At 64.7% G+C, this 13,599-nt stretch carries 14 protein-coding genes; 8 read left to right on the top strand and 6 right to left on the bottom strand.

Annotated features, from left to right (window positions below):
* The first annotated feature begins 5 nt into the window (after positions 1 to 5).
* Positions 6 to 446 carry an EamA family transporter gene (locus tag NHAM_RS02465; protein WP_011509070.1) on the top strand — a complete coding sequence of 147 codons (441 nt, stop codon included), beginning with the start codon at positions 6 to 8 and terminating at the stop codon, positions 444 to 446.
* Here NHAM_RS02465 and NHAM_RS02460 read toward each other — a convergent pair whose 3' ends face one another.
* The 3 genes from NHAM_RS02460 to NHAM_RS02450 all read right to left on the bottom strand — a co-directional run bounded on the left by NHAM_RS02460 (position 447) and on the right by NHAM_RS02450 (position 2,810).
* Positions 447 to 1,346 (bottom strand): DMT family transporter, encoded by a 900-nt coding sequence (locus NHAM_RS02460; RefSeq protein ID WP_041358636.1) that lies wholly within the window; start codon positions 1,344 to 1,346, stop codon positions 447 to 449. It abuts the gene before it with no gap.
* A 207-nt stretch (positions 1,347 to 1,553) separates the two neighbouring features.
* Complete coding sequence (ubiG, locus tag NHAM_RS02455; RefSeq protein WP_011509068.1) at positions 1,554 to 2,327, bottom strand: bifunctional 2-polyprenyl-6-hydroxyphenol methylase/3-demethylubiquinol 3-O-methyltransferase UbiG; 774 nt, start codon at positions 2,325 to 2,327, stop codon at positions 1,554 to 1,556.
* A 15-nt stretch (positions 2,328 to 2,342) separates the two neighbouring features.
* Positions 2,343 to 2,810 carry a PH domain-containing protein gene (locus NHAM_RS02450; protein WP_011509067.1) on the bottom strand — a complete coding sequence of 156 codons (468 nt, stop codon included), beginning with the start codon at positions 2,808 to 2,810 and terminating at the stop codon, positions 2,343 to 2,345.
* A gap of 205 nt (positions 2,811 to 3,015) precedes the next feature.
* Here NHAM_RS02450 and NHAM_RS02445 point away from each other — a divergent pair, with 205 nt between their 5' ends.
* From NHAM_RS02445 to NHAM_RS02425, 5 genes are all read left to right on the top strand, one after another.
* On the top strand, positions 3,016 to 4,269 hold the full coding sequence (locus tag NHAM_RS02445) for an aspartate kinase (RefSeq protein ID WP_011509066.1): 1,254 nt from the start codon (positions 3,016 to 3,018) through the stop codon (positions 4,267 to 4,269).
* A 299-nt stretch (positions 4,270 to 4,568) separates the two neighbouring features.
* A complete protein-coding gene (ptsP, locus tag NHAM_RS02440; RefSeq protein ID WP_011509065.1) occupies positions 4,569 to 6,836 on the top strand; it encodes a phosphoenolpyruvate--protein phosphotransferase in 2,268 nt (755 codons plus the stop codon).
* A gap of 48 nt (positions 6,837 to 6,884) precedes the next feature.
* Positions 6,885 to 7,970: a peptide chain release factor 1 gene (prfA, locus tag NHAM_RS02435; RefSeq protein ID WP_011509064.1), complete on the top strand. Its 1,086-nt coding sequence runs from the start codon at positions 6,885 to 6,887 to the stop codon at positions 7,968 to 7,970.
* 84 nt (positions 7,971 to 8,054) lie between these two features.
* Complete coding sequence (gene prmC / locus NHAM_RS02430; protein WP_011509063.1) at positions 8,055 to 9,008, top strand: peptide chain release factor N(5)-glutamine methyltransferase; 954 nt, start codon at positions 8,055 to 8,057, stop codon at positions 9,006 to 9,008.
* Between the two features lie 494 nt (positions 9,009 to 9,502).
* On the top strand, positions 9,503 to 10,225 hold the full coding sequence (locus NHAM_RS02425) for a DUF4167 domain-containing protein (RefSeq protein ID WP_011509062.1): 723 nt from the start codon (positions 9,503 to 9,505) through the stop codon (positions 10,223 to 10,225).
* A 57-nt stretch (positions 10,226 to 10,282) separates the two neighbouring features.
* Here the strand turns inward: NHAM_RS02425 and NHAM_RS02420 are convergent, their stop codons facing one another.
* Entirely contained in the window at positions 10,283 to 11,023 is a 741-nt protein-coding gene (locus NHAM_RS02420; RefSeq protein WP_011509061.1) for a methyltransferase domain-containing protein, read from the bottom strand.
* A gap of 239 nt (positions 11,024 to 11,262) precedes the next feature.
* On the opposite strand from NHAM_RS02420, the gene gloB reads away from it, so the two are divergent.
* Together gloB and NHAM_RS02410 are read left to right on the top strand one after the other, a co-directional pair.
* On the top strand, positions 11,263 to 12,030 hold the full coding sequence (gene gloB / locus NHAM_RS02415) for a hydroxyacylglutathione hydrolase (RefSeq protein WP_011509060.1): 768 nt from the start codon (positions 11,263 to 11,265) through the stop codon (positions 12,028 to 12,030).
* A 15-nt stretch (positions 12,031 to 12,045) separates the two neighbouring features.
* On the top strand, positions 12,046 to 12,456 hold the full coding sequence (locus NHAM_RS02410) for a cupin domain-containing protein (RefSeq protein WP_011509059.1): 411 nt from the start codon (positions 12,046 to 12,048) through the stop codon (positions 12,454 to 12,456).
* A 127-nt stretch (positions 12,457 to 12,583) separates the two neighbouring features.
* Here the strand turns inward: NHAM_RS02410 and recR are convergent, their stop codons facing one another.
* Complete coding sequence (recR, locus tag NHAM_RS02405) at positions 12,584 to 13,186, bottom strand: recombination mediator RecR (RefSeq protein WP_011509058.1); 603 nt, start codon at positions 13,184 to 13,186, stop codon at positions 12,584 to 12,586.
* Between the two features lie 82 nt (positions 13,187 to 13,268).
* A complete protein-coding gene (locus NHAM_RS02400; RefSeq protein WP_011509057.1) occupies positions 13,269 to 13,589 on the bottom strand; it encodes a YbaB/EbfC family nucleoid-associated protein in 321 nt (106 codons plus the stop codon).
* Positions 13,590 to 13,599: the final 10 nt, after the last annotated feature.

The raw sequence follows: 13,599 nt of genomic DNA, 5'->3' as shown, positions 1-13,599 counted from the left end.
GGGCGATGACGCTGGACACATTTCCGTCCTGGCTGTTCTGGGCGCTGCTGTCGGCAGCCTTCGCAGCGCTGACCGCCATCTTTGCCAAGGTCGGCGTCGAGGGCATCAATTCCGATCTCGCCACTTTCCTTCGCACCATCGTTGTCCTCGTCAGTCTCGGCCTGATCCTGCTGGCGACGGGACAGTTCAGCCACCCCGGCCCAATTCCGACCCGGAGCTGGATTTTTCTCGTGCTGTCGGGACTGGGCACCGGCGCGTCGTGGCTTTGCTATTTTCGGGCGCTCAAGCTCGGTCCGGCGACGCTGGTCGCGCCGATCGACAAACTGAGCGTCGTGCTGGTGGCCTTGTTCGGCGTCGTCTTTCTTGGCGAGCGCCCATCGCTGAACGGCTGGATTGGAATCGCCCTGATCGCAGCCGGCGCAGTCGTCATTGCCCTCAAACGCTGATTATACCGCGACCAGCAGCCCGACGCCGATCAGGATCAGCACGATGCCGCCGATCTCATGGAACGAGAACGGCTGCTTGAACGAATAATACGACACCGCCTGCGCGAACAGCACCTCGACCAGCGCCAGCGTGCGGACGTTGGCGGCGGCGGTGAGCGCGAACGCCAGGAACCAGAATTGCGAGGCGAACGCGCCCAAAAAGCCCGCGACCATCGACGGCCGCCACAGGCCGAGAATCTTTTTCGGCACGTCCGGCGCGCGCAGCAGCAGATACGCCGTCAGCACGGCCGTCTGCACGAACAGCCCGAACACCAGCGTGTAGGACGCCGCGGTGACGAAGGATACGCCGGGCACGACGATGATGGCGCCGCGAAAGCCGACCGCGGACAGGGCGAAGCTGGCGGCCGCGACCAGTCCCAGCACCGTCGGCTTGAGGTCGGCGAAGCCCCTGGCGCCGCCGGGCCGGAGCGCGGTGATGACCACGCCGACGGTAGCGATCAGAATCGCGACCACTTTCAGCACGGTGAGGTGATCCCCGAGAAAAACAAATCCGAAGATCGCGGTCTGGATCGCTTCGGTCTTGAGATACGCCGTCGTCACCACGAACGAGCGGTCGTTCATCGCGAGCAGCATCAAGCCGGTGGCGACGATCTGCGTGAGCGCGCCGAGCAACAGCCACAGCCAGAAGGCAGCGACCGGCCACGGGACCGGGTCGCCGGAGAACGCGATCACAAGCGCGAAAAAGATCAACGCAAACGGGAAGCCGAACAGGAAGCGGATGTTGGTCGCGCCCCAGGTGCCGAGCGGTCCGGTCAGCGACCGCTGCATCGCGTTGCGCGCGACCTGTCCAAACGCAGCCGTGACGGTGAAGGGTATCCAGAGCGAGGCGACGGTGAGCATGAAAGATGTCGGCAATTTGAACCACTGAAGGCGGCGCACGGTGCCGGTCTCCGTCCTTGGGGTCAACCGGAGCGACGTCATGACGGGGATGCGGCGGCCTGCTAAAAGTCGCCTTACGCGGGCTTGACCCGCGTATCCACCTTTAAAAAGAGCGATGGATTACCGGGTCAAGCCCGGCAATGACGCGCAACGCGAGGTCGAGCAACCTCACCCGATCGCCTCCGCCACCACCATGTAGTTGACGCCCATGTCGGACGACAGGCTCCACTTGTCCGCGAACGGGCTGTAGACTACGCCGCTCTGCTCGGTGATGCCGAGCCTGTTGCGCTCGAGGTGACGCGCGAGTTCATCGGGGGTGACGAACTTGTCCCACTGATGGGTGCCGCGCGGCAGCCAGCGCAACACGTATTCCGCCGCAACGATGCCGAGCGCGAAACTCTTCCAGTTGCGGTTAAGGGTGGAGGCCACCATCATGCCGCCCGGTTTCAGCATCGCGGCGCAGCGGTCGAGGAACAGGCCGACGTCGGCGACATGCTCCACCACCTCCATCGCGAGTATGATGTCAAAGCGCTCGCGCACATCCATGTCTTCCACGGTGGTGCAGCGATAGTCGATCGACAGATGGGCTTTCTCGGCATGGAGTTTCGCCGCGGCGATGTTGGTCGCGGAGGGGTCGACGCCGATCACCTGGGCGCCGAGCCGCGTGAACGGCTCGCACAGAAGGCCCGCGCCACAGCCGATATCGAGCAGTCTCAGGTCCGCCAGGCAGTTCAGGCTGCGGGCGCTGCGCTCGAACTTGCGGCAGGCGGCGTCGCGGATGAACTGGAGCCGCAGCGGGTTGATCTTGTGCAGCGGCGCCATCTTACCGTTGGGATCCCACCACTCCTGCGACAGTTTCGAGAACTTCGCGATCTCGGCGGGATCGACCGTCGATCCCGGAGCGGCTGAAGAATTCGCGGAAGGGTTGACTTGCATGGCCATGGCTGCGCGCGGCTCCTATCGCGCCGTGATGTGGCTGCGGAACGCCAACGGCGAGGCAATGGATCTGATCCTCTCAGCCCCTTCGCCGACCCCGCGCACCGTCACGTCGCCGTAGTTGAGAATACGGCCGAGAATGCTCTGATTGACGTCCACGCTCTCGACCTTGTCCAGGCTCATTTCGAAGGTCCGCCGTTTGATGAAGCCGGTCTTGTGCACGACCCGCAAATTCGTCACATCGGTCTCGGTGGTCCAGCGGTGAAACCACGCCCCCAGCATCCAGTATAATGCCACAAGCGCCGCAATGACGGCCAGCGCCAGGCACAGCAGCATCGGCGTCTGGGTCACAAACATCCGCGATACCATGAGAAGAACAACCGCCACGATCCAGGCGGCGATGGCCGGCAGATAGAAAATCCAGTGCACGTTGGTTGAATACAACACCTTTTCGCCCGGTTGCAGAATATCGTCGATATAACGCGCCATCGGCCTGCCTCACGCGCCTTCCCTGGATCATCCGGCCGCCCTCAGAACGGCCGGAAGCCGGGTTGCCTGCCCGCAACCGCGCCGGTATGTATACGCGCCTTCTCGCTCGTGCGCCCCGCTTTTCGCACGATATCTTATCCGGTTAGCCCTTTTATCCAGTTAGCCTTTTTTGTATCCAGTTAGCCTTGGGAACGCACCATCCGTCATGAGCCGGCTTGTGATGAAATTCGGCGGCACTTCCGTCGCCAATCTCGACCGCATCCGCAACGTCGCGCGGCATGTCAAACGCGAGGTCGATGCCGGCCACGACGTCGCGGTGGTGGTATCGGCGATGGCGGGCAAGACCAACGATCTGGTGGCATGGTGCAGGGACGCCTCGCCGATGCACGACGCGCGCGAATACGATGCCGTGGTGGCCTCCGGCGAGCAGATCACCTCGGGGCTTCTGGCCATCGCGCTGCAGGCGCTCGGCATTCAGGCGCGCTCCTGGCAGGGCTGGCAGATCCCGATCCGGACCAGCGACGCCCACGCCTCGGCGCGCATCCTCGGGATCGACGGCAGCGAGCTTGTCAACCGCTTCACGGAGCGCAAGGAGGTTGCCGTGATCGCCGGCTTCCAGGGCATCAACCCGCAGACCGGCCGCATCACCACGCTCGGCCGCGGCGGCTCCGATACGTCGGCGGTGGCGATCGCCGCCGCCATCCATGCCGACCGCTGCGACATCTATACCGATGTCGACGGCGTCTACACCACCGATCCGCGCGTGGTTCCGAAAGCCCGCCGACTCGACAGGATCGCGTTCGAGGAGATGCTGGAGCTGGCGTCGCAGGGCGCCAAGGTGCTCCAGGTTCGTTCCGTGGAACTCGGCATGACCCAGAACATGCCGATCTTTGTCCGTTCCAGCTTCGACAAACCCGAGGACATCGACCCCCATGGCACACCGCCGGGTACGCTGATCTGCGGCGAGGAGGAAATCATGGAAAGCCACGTCGTCACCGGCATCGCCTTCTCCAAGGACGAGGCCCAGATCTCGCTGCGCCAGATCGAGGACAAGCCGGGGGTCGCCGCCTCGATCTTCGTCCCGCTCGCCGACGCCAATATCAATGTCGACATGATCGTGCAGAGCGTCTCCGAGGACGGCAAGACCACCGACCTGACGTTCACGGTGCCGGCGGCCGACTATGCCCGCGCCAGGGAGACCATCACCCGCGCCAAAGACAAGATCGGCTATGCGCGTCTCGACAGCGCCACCGATCTCGCAAAGATCTCGGTGATCGGCTCGGGTATGCGCAGCCACGCCGGCGTCGCGGCGCAGGCGTTCAAGGCGCTGTCGGAGAAGAGCATCAACATCCGCGCCATCACCACCTCCGAGATCAAGTTCTCGCTGCTGATCGACACCGCTTATACCGAACTCGCTGTGCGCACCCTGCACACGCTGTACGGACTCGATCACACCTGAGGGGATGCAGCGTCGATCATCCTCCGGCTGAGCCGGCGCAACGCGGTCGTGGCCTCATCCGTCGCGACACGCACGCCGGTTGCGGCTTTTCCAAACCGCCGCCCCTCGATGGCAGGCGTTTTGCTTGGCAAAACGGACGTCGATTGGTTATACGGCCTCATGACGTGGCCGTTGCGGCTGGCGCCACGGCTTCAGACAATCAATTCGGTCGTTGACCGCGCGGCTGTGCTTCGGACGCGGTAAAGTCATTGTTTTTCTGAGGCTTAACGAAACGGCCTCGCAGGGAAGGGTACCGGGACATGCGGAGCGCGTCGAGCGGCCCCCGCGTCTTGTTGAGACGGCTCCGCGAAGTCATGGCGGAGCAGGTCAGCGCACAGGAGCGTCTCGACAAGATCGTGGTGCTGATCGCCGCCAACATGGTGGCGGAGGTATGCTCGACCTACGTGCTGCGCGTCGACAACACTTTGGAACTCTACGCCACCGAAGGCCTCAATCGCGATGCCGTCCATCGCACGGTGCTGACCGCGCACGAGGGCCTCGTCGGCCTGGTCGCAAGCGAAGCGACGCCACTTAATCTGTCGGACGCGCAGAGCCATCCGGCGTTCTCGTTCCGCCCGGAAACCGGCGAAGAAATCTACAATTCGTTCCTCGGCGTGCCGATCCTGCGCGCGGGCAACACGCTCGGCGTGCTGGTGGTGCAGAACCGCGCCAGGCGCACCTACGTCGAGGAAGAAGTCGAAGCGCTCCAGACCACGGCGATGGTGGTCGCCGAGATGATCGCCTCGGGCGAACTGGCCGCCCTCGCCCAGCCCGGCCTCGAGCCCGCCGCGCGCCACTCGATCCGCCAGACCGGCGCGATCCTGTCCGACGGCATCGCGCTCGGCCATGTGGTGCTACACGAACCGCGCGTCGTCATCACCAACTACATCGCCGAGGACCTGCCGAAGGAAATCAGGCGGCTGGAAGCGGCGCTCGCCAAGCTGCGCGCCGACCTCGACCGCATGCTGGAGCGCGGCGATGTTGTAGACGGCGGCGAGCATCGCGAGGTGCTCGAGGCGTACCGGATGTTCGCCAACGATCACGGCTGGTCGCACAGGCTGCAGGAGGCGGTCGCAACCGGCCTCACCGCCGAAGCCGCCGTCGAGCGTGTGCAATCGGACACCCGCGCGCGGATGCTGCGCTCGACCGACCCTTATCTGCGCGACCGCCTACATGACCTCGAGGATCTCGGCCACCGCCTGATGCGGCAACTGGTCGGACAGGACCACGCGCCTTCCCGCGAGCAACTCCCGGAGAATGCGATCCTGATCGCGCGCGCCATGGGGCCGGCGGCGCTGCTGGACTACGACCGCAAGCGGCTGCGCGGCCTGGTGCTGGAGGAGGGCACCGCGAATTCGCACGTCTCCATCGTCGCGCGCGCGCTGGGCATCCCCGCCGTCGGCGAGGTGCCGAACGCGCCCGGAATCGCCGACCCCGGCGACGCCATCATCGTCGACGGCACCTCGGGCGCGATCTACGTGCGGCCGTCGGCGGAAATCGAATCGGCTTACGCCGAGCGCGTGCGCTTTCGCGCTAGGCGGCAGGCGCAGTACATCGCGCTGCGCGACAAGCCCTGCGTCACCAAAGACGGCCAGCCGGTCGATCTCATGATCAATGCCGGCCTCTTGATCGACCTGCCGCATCTCGAGGACACCAATTGCTCGGGCATCGGCCTGTTTCGGACCGAGTTGCAATTCATGGTCGGACAGAACCTGCCGCGCACGAGCGAGCAGCTTGCGCTGTACCGCGCGGTGCTGGACGCCGCCGGTGACAAGCCGGTGACTTTCCGCACCCTCGACATCGGCGGCGACAAGGCGGTGCCCTACATGGAAACCGTGGCGGAGGAAAATCCGGCGCTGGGCTGGCGCGCGATCCGGCTCGGGCTCGACCGTCCCGGTCTGCTGCGCGGGCAAGTCCGCGCGCTGCTGCGCGCCGGCGGCGGACGCGCGCTGCGCATCATGTTCCCGATGATCTCGGAGGTCGCCGAATTCGATCAGGCCAAGGCCATCATCGAGCGCGAACTCACATATCTGCGCCAGCACGGCCACGCGCTGCCGGAACGCGTGGACGTCGGCACGATGGTCGAGGTGCCGGCGCTGTTGTACCAGCTCGACGAATTGCTCAGGAAGGTCGATTTCGTCTCGGTCGGGTCGAACGACCTGTTTCAGTTCATGTTCGCGGTCGATCGCGGCAACAGCAAGGTGTCGAACCGCTTCGATACGCTATCGGCGCCGATCCTGCGGGCGCTGCGCGACATCGTGACCAAGGCCAAGGCAGCGGGAAAAAGCGCCTCGCTGTGCGGGGAAATGGCGTCGCAGCCGCTGGGCGCGCTGGTGCTGATCGCGCTCGGCTACCGCTCGCTGTCGCTGTCGGCCACCGCGCATGGTCCCGTCAAGGCCATGATTCTCGATCTCGACGCGAAGAAGGCGGAAGCGACGATCATGCCGCTGCTCGACGCGCCCTCCGGCAGCATTTCGATCCGCGACAAGCTCAGGAACTTCGCCGATGCCGAGGGACTGACGTTGTAGCGAGGCTCTTGCCGCGCATCGCCCCCTTTGCATTCCGGAATTTCGACCATGTCCTCACTGCCCGAAGCCAAACTCGATATCCTGCTCGCCCGTCACGCCGCGCTCGAAAACGAGCTGCTGAGCCAGATCAGTGCCGAACGATACGTGCAGATGACGCGCGAGCTGTCAGAGCTCAATCCCGTCGTGGAAGCCGTGAAGAACTGGCGCGCGGTCAAGACCGAGATCGCCGGCATCGACGCGATGATCGCCGATCCGGCCACGGACGCCGAGATGCGGGCGATGGCGGAAGCCGAGCGTCCGGCGCTGGGGGCGCGCGGCGACGAGCTCGCGCAGAAGATCCGCGTCGCGTTGCTGCCGAAGGATGCCATGGACGAGCGCAACGTGATGCTCGAGATCCGCGCCGGCACCGGAGGCGACGAAGCCTCGCTGTTCGCCGGCGATCTGTTCCGGATGTACGAGCGCTTCGCAGGCTTGCAGGGCTGGAAGGTGGAAGCGATATCCGCGAGCGAAGGCACCATGGGCGGCTACAAGGAAATCGTCGCCGAGGTGCGGGGCCGGGGCGCCTACGCCAAGCTGAAGTTCGAATCCGGCGTGCACCGGGTCCAGCGCGTGCCCGATACCGAGACGCAGGGACGCGTCCACACTTCGGCGGCGACAGTGGCGGTGCTGCCGGAAGCCGAGGAGGTCGACGTCGACATCAAGACCGATGATCTGCGCATCGAAACCATGCGCGCGCAGGGCGCGGGCGGCCAGCACGTCAACAAGACGGAATCGGCGATCCGCATCACCCACATCCCGACCGGCATCGTCGTCATGATGCAGGACAGCCGTTCACAGCACAAGAACCGCGCCTCCGCGATGAACATCCTGCGCTCGCGCATCTACGACGCCGAGCGCCAGCGCATCAATGCCGCGCGCTCGGCCGACCGCAAGGATCAGGTCGGATCGGGCGACCGATCCGAGCGAATCCGCACCTACAATTTTCCGCAAGGCCGTGTCACCGATCACCGCATCAACCTGACGCTCTACAAGCTGCCGCAAGTCATCGCCGGCGACGCGCTGCACGAACTGATCGACGCGCTGACCACCGAACATCAGGCGGCGCAGCTCGCAACCGAAGGCGGCGGCGCGTGAGTCCGCGTCTCGTCGTCCCGGCGAAGGCCGGGACCCATACCTCTCGCATCCGTGGTTTTGCACGATCGATTCAGCGGTGTTCAAATGAACCGGGCAAGGCGTATGGGTCGCTGCTTGCGCGGGGACGACGCCGGGCTTGTTGAGGCAACGCGCGTGACCGAATCATTCGCCGCACAGACAATAGAGACCGCGCGACGATTGCTGACGGCACGCCTCGAGGCCGCCGGGATCGACAGCCCCGCGCTCGACGCTCGAATGCTGACCGGCGCAGCGCTGCACCTCGATCTCACCGGGCTGATCGCGCAAGGCCCGCGCCAGCTCACCGCGGATGACGCGGCGTGCCTTGACGCTTTCGCGCGACGCCGTCTTGCCGGCGAGCCGGTGGCGCGCATTCTCGGAACGAAGGACTTCTGGGGGCTGCCGCTCAAGCTGTCGGCGGACACGCTGGTGCCGCGGCCGGATACCGAAACCGTGGTCGAGGCTGCGCTCGAAATCCTCCGTGCCGAAGGCCGGACCCGGACGCCGCTCCGCATCGCCGATCTCGGCACCGGCAGCGGTGCGATCCTGCTCGCGCTGTTGAGCGAACTGCCGGACGCCACCGGCGTCGGCACTGATCTGAGCGCAGCGGCGCTCGACACTGCGAAAGCCAATGCGCAACGCCTCGGTCTCGCGCCGCGCGCAGACTTCACGGTCAGCGACTATGCGGGGGGCCTGTCCGATCCGTTCGACCTGATCGTCTCGAACCCACCCTATATCCGCTCGGCCGATATCGCGTCTCTCGCGCCGGAGGTGCGCGACCACGATCCGCATCTCGCATTGGACGGCGGCAGCGACGGGCTCGAAGCCTATCGCCGGATCGCGCCGCAGGCGGCGGGGCTGCTAGCGCCCGGCGGACTCCTCGTGCTGGAGGTCGGGCAGGGTCAGGACGGCGACGTCGTCCGGCTGGTGGCCGCCGCAGGGTTAACGGTCGCCGGGCCCGCGAGGGCCGACCTCGCGGGCATCGGCCGCGCCGTCGCAGCCCGGAAATTGCCCTTTTAAAGCCCGATTGAGCCATAAAAAACCACTTGGAATATCTCTCGGGAGCGATTACGTTTCGTGTATAACATTGGTCCCGGGTTGCTGGCCCCGCAGCATTGTTGCAGGTGAGCCTAGAGTTCCGGGACGAGAACCGGCCCGAGTGAACGGTTCTTGAGGGCAGGTCATATCGAGCGCGATGGGCGAGAGCTGCGCTGCTTGCGACCGCGAAGCGAACGAAAGCCTATATTGCGCTTGAAGACTCACGCGAGAAAACCTGAGTTTGGTGTCTCTGGCTGAATGATCTGGCCGTGCCGGTGCGATGCGCCTGCCGGCGACCTGGGAACGCGTGTTTGCTGAGCGCGACGATCAACGAATCCGTTATGGAGATGAGCGGCGCCGATGCGCGTTGCGCGGGGCCGCGTTGGCGGCGGCAATTATGACGAAACGCTAAGGCGATTCCCTAGGCTGGGAACTTCAAGGCTGGAAACTTCAAGGCTGATAACCGAAGGCGGGACATGAGAAACGGTCAGAATAACAACAAGCGGATGCGTAACCGGAACAATAGCAATAATAACAATAACAACCGGCGCGGCCAGAATCCGATGACGCGGGTTTTCGAGTCCAATGGTCCCGACATCAAGATCCGCGGCACCGCCTCTCACGTCGCCGAGAAATACGTCCAGCTCGCCCGCGACGCTCGCTCATCCGGCGACCCCGTGGCCGCCGAGAACTACTATCAGCACGCCGAGCACTATTTCCGCCTGATCGCCGCGGCGCAGGAACAGTTTCGCCAGAGCCAGCCGCAGCAACAGCCCCGGATCGACGTCGACACGCCGGACGATGCGGGCGGCGATGACGACAGCGAAAGCTACTCGAATTTCGGGGCGGAGCCGGGCTTCGTTCCGGTTCAGCAGCCGCGCGACCATCATCAGCGCGACCCGCAACCCTTTCAGCGCGACCAGCAGCAGCCCCGCGAGCACCGTCAACCGCAGCCGCAATATCAGCCGCAACCAGCGATGCAGCCCGCCGACGATGGCGGCGTCGATCGCCTGCCGTCGTTCATCACGGGAGCGCAGCCGCAGGCGAGCGGCAGCCGGTTCGAAGGCAACGGCCATCAGGGCAGTGAGCGCAACGACCGCTTCCCGCCGCGCCGGCGCCGGCGCCCGCATAGTCCGCGCCCGGACGGCATGGTGCAGCCACCCGTCCCCGGCGAGGACTTCAACTCCGGCAACGAATAGCAATGCGTTTCACCCTCTTTCGGATGGGGTGAAAGCCTCGGAATCCGCGATCGGATATCACTCCTCAGCGCTGCATGACGACGGCGCGAGCGCAGGCGGCAAGGCGGGGATCAACCGGCTGTGCTGCCGCTTTGCGGCAATGGGGCGATAGACCTGCTTGGTCGCCTCTACGATATGAACGCCGGCGAATGGCAGCGACAGCGCCGCGCCGACGCGCTCCCATGCCGCGGCCGAACGCAGGAACCAGCCGCCATTGATCGGCGGGACGAACAGCGCCTCGCCCCAGGCCGACGGCGTAAACCATGTCTGCCGCAGCAGTTGGGTGATCTGCGAGCGCGAATACGGTCGGCCGTAGCCGAACGGCGTGGCATCGGTCCTGGTCCAGATACCGCGGCGATTGGGAACGATCACCATCATACGGCCCGACGGCGAGAGGACGCGCCACACTTCACGCAGCAGGCTTTCCGGATCGTCCGACATTTCCAGCGCATGAACCAGCAGGATGCGATCCGCCACCGCATCCTGCAGCGGCAACGAAAGCTCGTCGACCAGGGTCGCCAGCGCCGGCCGCGCCGTCGGCCATTTCAGTACGCCCTGCGCCGCCGGCATGAAGGCGATACAGCGTTCGCAGTCCTCGCGGAACAGGCCGAGATAAGGCGTCGGGTAGCCGAGGCCGACCACGCACTGACCTTCCATACTCGGCCAATGCGCATGAATGCCGCGATTGATCAGCCGCCGCGCCACGATGCCGAGGCGCTGCGCATAGAAATCGCGAAGGTCGATGACGTCGATCGCCATGGCCCACATCTACCATGTTGCCGGCAGACACGGCACCCCTGCCCGCCCCGATTTGTGCAATCGTGAACCACCGTTAACGGCGTGTTTTACCACAAATGCCTGTGCTATGGCGTTTTCGAGCGAAGTAGGTACCGGTTCGCATCAAGAAAACGCGCCAAAATAAAAAGCTGGAGCCCGACTTTGATTCCATCAAAGTCGGAATAGCTCTAGCCTCGACCTCTCGGGTTCACGGAGATGACATGACCGCCGACATTCGCCTGTTCACCTGCCTCACCGATAATTTCGGCGTCCTGATTCACGACCCCGCGACCGATGCGACCGCCGCGATCGATGCCCCGGAGGCCGGGCCGATCATCGAGGCGCTGGATCGTGAGGGCTGGACGCTGACCGATATTCTGGTCACCCATCACCACGCCGATCATATCGGCGGCATCGCGGAACTGAAGCAGAAGTACAAATGCAGGGTGGTCGCGCCGCATGACAAGAAAGCCCCGATCGCGAACGTGGACCTACGCGTCGGCCAGGGCGATATCGTCAAGGTCGGAACGCTGCTGGGACGCGTGCTGGAAACACCGGGCCACACGCTGGACCACATCAGCTACGTGTTCGACGACGAGAAGGTGGTGTTCGCCGCCGACACCCTGTTCTCGATCGGCTGCGGGCGGGTGATCGAGGGCACCTATCCGATGATGTGGGACTCGCTTTTGAAACTGCGCGCGCTGCCGGACGATTTCCGACTCTATTGCGGCCACGAATACACCGCATCGAACGTGAAATTCGCGCTCACCGTGGAGCCGAACAACGCAGCCCTCAAGGCCCGTGCCGAGGACGTCGCGCGGTTGCGCGCCGAGAACAAGCCGACGGTGCCGACCCTGATGGGCGAGGAGAAGAAGGCCAACGTGTTCCTGCGCGCCGACGATCCGGCCGTGGCGGCCGGCGTGCACATGAAGGGAGCCAGCGGGGCCGATGTTTTCGGCGAGTTGCGCGAACGCAAGAACAAGTCCTGAGCTTATGGCGCTCTGATGGATATGGCGCTCTCCGCCGCCGACATCATCGCGCGGCTGGGTCTCAAACCGCACCCGGAAGGCGGCCACTATCGCGAGACCTTTCGCGACGTCCGCACCGACGACCAGGGCCGCGCCGCCTCGACCGCGATCTATTTCCTGCTGGCGCGCGGCGAACGCTCGCGCCGGCATCGCATCGATGCGGTGGAGGTCTGGCACTACTACGCCGGCAGCCCGCTGCTACTGCAGATCGACGACGGCGCCATCATGCGCACGATATGTCTCGGCGCAAATCTCGCGGCGGGCGAAGTACCTCAAGCGCTGGTGCCCGCTTATGCCTGGCAGACGGCACAGAGCAGCGGCGACTGGACACTGGTGGGATGCACGGTGGCGCCGGGGTTTGAATTCTCCGGCTTCGAACTGGGTTAGCTATAGCGTTTTCGAGCGATGCATGTCCTCGGGTTTGACCGGAGGATGGCCTACCGGTTCGCGTCAAGAAAACGCGTCAAAACGAAAAGCTTGGCCTGGCTTTGATTCCATCAAGGCCGGAGTAGCTCTAGAACGGCGTGCGCTGCCGCATCGCAGCCGACAGCGTCCCTTCATCGAGATAGTCGAGTTCACCTCCGACCGGAACGCCGTGGGCGAGCCGCGTCACCTTCACGTTGGCCTCGCCAAGCAGGTCGGTAATGTAATGCGCCGTGGTCTGGCCATCGACGGTCGCATTCAGCGCCAGCACGATTTCCGTCACACGCGGATCGTGCGCCCGCGACACCAGCGCATCTATGGTGAGGTCCTGAGGGCCGACGCCGTCGAGCGGCGACAGCGTCGCGCCGAGCACGTGATAGAATCCGTTAGTGGCGCCGGCGCGCTCCAGCGCCCAGAGGTCAGCCACATCCGCAACCACGACGATGATGGAGGGATCGCGCCGCATGTCCGTGCACACCGTGCATGGACTGCGCGTATCGATGTTGCCGCAGATTTCGCAGATCTGGATCCTGTCGATCGCGACCTGAAGCGCGCTCGCCAGCGGCGTCATCAGCGCCTCGCGCTTCTTGATCAAATGCAGCGCTGCCCGCCGCGCCGAGCGGGGCCCAAGCCCCGGCAGCCGCGCCAGCAACTGGATCAGACGATCGATCTCGGGTCCGGCAACGGAGGCCATCGGTCGTCACACCCTGCGCATGTTGTCGATCGCCCTTCGCCTGGCGAAGAAATCCAGCGAGTTTGCCGCATCTGATGAGGAATTAGCCAAGACCCAGGCCGGGCGGCAGACCAAGCCCCCCGGTCAACGCCTGCATCTTCTCCTGCATCGCGACCTCCGCCTTGCGGCGCGCATCGCCGAGTGCGCTCACCACAAGGTCCTCGAGGATTTCGCGTTCGTCCGGCTTCATCAGCGACGGATCGATCGAGATCGCCTTGACTTCCATCTTCGCGGTCATCCGCACGCTGACGAGACCGCCGCCGGAAGCGCCTTCGACCTCGACGTGGTCGAGCTCGTCCTGCATCGCCTTCATCTTGGATTGCAATTGAGCCGCCTGCTTCATCATGCCAAGAAAGTCAGCCATCAAACGTTCC

The sequence above is a fragment of the Nitrobacter hamburgensis X14 genome, from assembly GCF_000013885.1.
In the GTDB taxonomy this organism is placed as follows: Bacteria; Pseudomonadota; Alphaproteobacteria; order Rhizobiales; family Xanthobacteraceae; genus Nitrobacter; species Nitrobacter hamburgensis.
The sequence above is the reverse complement of the archived record's forward strand: the minus strand, read 5'-3'. Positions and strand labels throughout refer to the sequence as shown.

Coding starts and splice junctions, on each gene's coding strand:
- NHAM_RS02465 (WP_011509070.1), top strand. CDS start 6: ATGACGCTGGACACATTTCCGTCCTGGCTGTTCTGGGCGCTGCTGTCG.
- NHAM_RS02460 (WP_041358636.1), bottom strand. CDS start 1,346: ATGCTCACCGTCGCCTCGCTCTGGATACCCTTCACCGTCACGGCTGCG.
- ubiG (WP_011509068.1), bottom strand. CDS start 2,327: ATGGCCATGCAAGTCAACCCTTCCGCGAATTCTTCAGCCGCTCCGGGA.
- NHAM_RS02450 (WP_011509067.1), bottom strand. CDS start 2,810: ATGGCGCGTTATATCGACGATATTCTGCAACCGGGCGAAAAGGTGTTG.
- NHAM_RS02445 (WP_011509066.1), top strand. CDS start 3,016: ATGAGCCGGCTTGTGATGAAATTCGGCGGCACTTCCGTCGCCAATCTC.
- ptsP (WP_011509065.1), top strand. CDS start 4,569: ATGCGGAGCGCGTCGAGCGGCCCCCGCGTCTTGTTGAGACGGCTCCGC.
- prfA (WP_011509064.1), top strand. CDS start 6,885: ATGTCCTCACTGCCCGAAGCCAAACTCGATATCCTGCTCGCCCGTCAC.
- prmC (WP_011509063.1), top strand. CDS start 8,055: ATGAACCGGGCAAGGCGTATGGGTCGCTGCTTGCGCGGGGACGACGCC.
- NHAM_RS02425 (WP_011509062.1), top strand. CDS start 9,503: ATGAGAAACGGTCAGAATAACAACAAGCGGATGCGTAACCGGAACAAT.
- NHAM_RS02420 (WP_011509061.1), bottom strand. CDS start 11,023: ATGGCGATCGACGTCATCGACCTTCGCGATTTCTATGCGCAGCGCCTC.
- gloB (WP_011509060.1), top strand. CDS start 11,263: ATGACCGCCGACATTCGCCTGTTCACCTGCCTCACCGATAATTTCGGC.
- NHAM_RS02410 (WP_011509059.1), top strand. CDS start 12,046: ATGGATATGGCGCTCTCCGCCGCCGACATCATCGCGCGGCTGGGTCTC.
- recR (WP_011509058.1), bottom strand. CDS start 13,186: ATGGCCTCCGTTGCCGGACCCGAGATCGATCGTCTGATCCAGTTGCTG.
- NHAM_RS02400 (WP_011509057.1), bottom strand. CDS start 13,589: ATGGCTGACTTTCTTGGCATGATGAAGCAGGCGGCTCAATTGCAATCC.